This window comes from uncultured Thiodictyon sp., from assembly GCA_903837595.1.
GTDB lineage: Bacteria > Pseudomonadota > Gammaproteobacteria > Chromatiales > Chromatiaceae > Thiodictyon.
Map to the genome: position 1 here is coordinate 1 of CAILVI010000370.1, position 2,552 is coordinate 2,552.

Here is a 2,552-nt window from a genome sequence, read left to right on the forward strand (position 1 = left end):
CCGGCGGCGGCGAGGGTGAGGGCCGCCAGCGCGGCGCCGACGGCGTGATGGAGTCCGCTGCGTTTCATCTTCAACCTCTGCTCGGGGTGGGAGCATCAGGCCAGGGGGCCGTGCTGGTGCCGATCTCTCGAAAAGAGCGATTCTCTCACGCAGACGCCGTGACACAAAGGCTGACACGGATCGAGCCGTTTGCGCTGCGGCGTTTTTCGCGGGCGCCACCGCGCGAGATTAGGATCAGGTGGGCCTGACGCGGTAGGGATTTCTCGCGAGGCCGTCGAAATCGGGCCACCGCGGCACCCAACTGAGAAGGTTTCTTAACAACGCCCTTCCCGCGGACAGCCACACCCGCAGGCGACGCGCGGGCGGCCTGAGCGGACGCGGCGGACGTTGAGATTACCCGGTGGCTGGGATGGGCTGAACCAGCGAGCGCATCTGCGCGATGCGACCGTCTTTGACGTGTCCCAGGGCCATGGCCATCATGACCGCCAGCGCCAAGCCGACCCGGGTCTGCATTTTTGCCAAGCCGCGGATGAAATGCCGCTCGAAGCCGAAGCTGTGGTCGATGCGGTTATTGATTCGCTCCAGGGCGCTGCGCCGGTTGTAACCGCGGTGCCAACTGGGGCTGCCATGCGGGGTCGGCACGAAGATGCGTCGATCATGGTCGTCGAGGTTGATCCGCACAATGCGCCCATACTCCCCGGGCGTGACACCGCCGGCCTGGTGGCAGCGTTCACGACCCTGGCAATCCAGTCCATAGACGGCGGCCGGGCAGCGGTATTTGAGTGCATTGCGATCGGCTTCGAAGCCTTGGAAGACCAAGTCGCGCTGTTCTCCGGTCTGCGGGCAAATGCAGTGGACGCTGCCTTTTTCGGTATGGACGATGGTATCGACCCGCGCGGGAAACAGCGGGCGAGTGATGGGCTGGCGGGGATCGTAATCGGGGTGTTGCTTCTCCTCGCGCCACAGTTCGCGGGTGTCGATCAGGGGGCGGATGCCGTAAGTTTCCCACAGCAGGGTCTTGGTCTCGGCACTGTCGAGGCCGCGATCAGCACTGAAGTCGCGGCAACGCTCAGCCAGTTCGGGGGTTTCGGCGAAGGTTTCTTTGAGCATGACGCGCAGTTCGATCTGCTCGGAATGGGAGGCCGGGGTCAGGTGCATCGCCACCGGGATTTCGTACTGGGTGTCGGCGATCAGATGCACGCCATAGCCGAACCAACTCTTGATTTTTTTCCAGGGCTTACCGCTCGCGTCGACTCCGCTGGTCTCGTGCTTGCCCCAGTCGGCGTCGGGATCGGAGGTCTCCCCCGTCAGGCGACTGACCCGCCCGGTGCTGTGGCTGTCGATTCCCTTGCCGTCGTAGCCCAAGTGGCATCCGAACTCCGGCAGGACCTCCATCAGTTGCTCACGCAGCGTCGTGATCATCTCCGTCACCATCCCCAACGTCTCCTCCAGTTCGATGACGTTGGCGAGAAAACGCGAGAAATTCCAACTCCCGGGCACCGCGGCATGGGCCGCTGGCGGCGCCGCATAGGCGATGCTCATCCGCCCCGTGTCAGCGTCCGGCACCAGTTGCGCCACCGGCTTTTTCTGGAGCGGCAACACCGCGAAACCGCAGGCTTCCCGCAACGCCGGATTGCGCCCAAGCTCGCGAATCAGCGCCTCAATCGACGGATGCTGGAACACCACCCCGGCCAGCACCGCGTTCCACATCGCCGCCACCGGATAGTCATCGCGCCCCGACCCGCGCATGACCTCCAGGTATTGCACCAACTGGGCGTCTGGGAGATGATCGCGCACCAGATAGAAGCGATCCAGATCGCTGCGCGCCTCCACCGCGCGCCAGTCAAATAAGCTCAGTTCAATGGCCGCCATGGGGTCCTCCGGCAACGGATCGTCTCGACAACGATATGATCCCTTGGCGGCCGCCCTTTTGTATACACCCGCCGGCTTTGATCAGGATGGCGGCCGGTTCCCGGCAGACCTTCGGCGCGCCCGGCGGTCGGGCCGCGTCGGCGGCATCGCAGCGACCCCGGCTGCGACGGCTTACCGTGAGGACCGGTGGCCCGACCGATGATCCCGCCCCACCCCGCGCTGGGGTGAATTTTCGCTCTCAATCCGACCCCATGCATGTAAGTCGTTGATCGTTCGTTCTGTGCTGGGGTAAACGAAAGTGCCCCCTACTCAGGCAGCTTTCCAATTCAGAGGCTTACCGACATCGCTACCGGCTCGCCGGTGCAGGACGCCAGACGGCGGGCGGAACCTTGATCAAGGCCGCCCTGCGGACGCGCGCCGAGCTGGTGCTCGGTGCTCCCAGGGGCTCAGCGCTCCCGGAACTCCCGGGAATCAGCCCGCGAAATTGGCCGCGACGAAGCCCCAGTTGATCTTGTCCCAGATGGTTTCCAGGTACTTCGGACGCGCATTGCGGTAGTCGATGTAGTAGGCGTGCTCCCAGACATCCACGGTGAGCAGCGGCTTCTTGCCCTCCTTGAGTGGCGTGCCGGCATTGCTCGTCTGTTCGATGGCCAGCGAGCCATCGGCGTTTTTCACCAGCC

Annotated in this window: 2 protein-coding genes; both read right to left on the reverse strand. The window is 64.3% G+C overall.

Annotation, left to right across the window (positions count from 1 at the left end; translation table 11 throughout):
- Positions 1-393 precede the first annotated feature (393 nt).
- Positions 394-1,872, reverse strand: a complete 1,479-nt coding sequence (locus QZY44_RS21255; protein ID WP_295451702.1) for a transposase — start codon at positions 1,870-1,872, stop codon at positions 394-396.
- 471 nt (positions 1,873-2,343) lie between these two features.
- Positions 2,344-2,552 (reverse strand): Fe-Mn family superoxide dismutase (locus QZY44_RS21260; RefSeq protein WP_295451707.1); only part of this gene is annotated, 209 nt, incomplete at its 5' end.

What these genes read in the sequence shown, in the direction of transcription:
- QZY44_RS21255 (WP_295451702.1), bottom strand. Translation starts at nt 1,872, where the DNA reads ATGGCGGCCATTGAACTGAGCTTATTTGACTGGCGCGCGGTGGAGGCG.